This is a genomic window from Psychrobacter sp. TB20-MNA-CIBAN-0197 (assembly GCF_040309765.1).
Lineage (GTDB): Bacteria > Pseudomonadota > Gammaproteobacteria > Pseudomonadales > Moraxellaceae > Psychrobacter > Psychrobacter submarinus.
In genome coordinates, this window is the sequence record NZ_JBEOPC010000572.1 from 1 (window position 1) to 273 (window position 273).

1 protein-coding gene is annotated in these 273 nt (G+C 61.2%); it reads right to left on the reverse strand.

What is annotated here, in order from left to right; all coding sequences use genetic code 11:
• Nucleotides 1-3: 3 nt before the first annotated feature.
• A partial coding sequence (locus AAEY83_RS15015; protein WP_351060153.1) for a hypothetical protein occupies nt 4-273 on the reverse strand: 270 nt, incomplete at its 5' end.

Consider the following 273-nt stretch of genomic DNA (forward strand, 5'->3'; position numbering starts at 1 on the left):
GTATCACTTGGTACGCGATTCGGCAGCCTTGAATTCGGGTTTCAACGGGACTTTTACGTACGGATTCACGCAACCGATTTTCAACGTGCGCGGCGGTGCCCAGCGCGAGTTGTTACCGACCCGGTCGAGGATGCAGTAGGTCACGTCCAGCCGCAGGTCTTCGCCCGCTTCGACAATGACCGCCGGTGGCACCCAGACCTGAATCGGCAGCCCGACATCGGCCGCAGTGAGCGCCGCCAGATCCATGCGCACATCGCCCCAGCGCAATGTGAT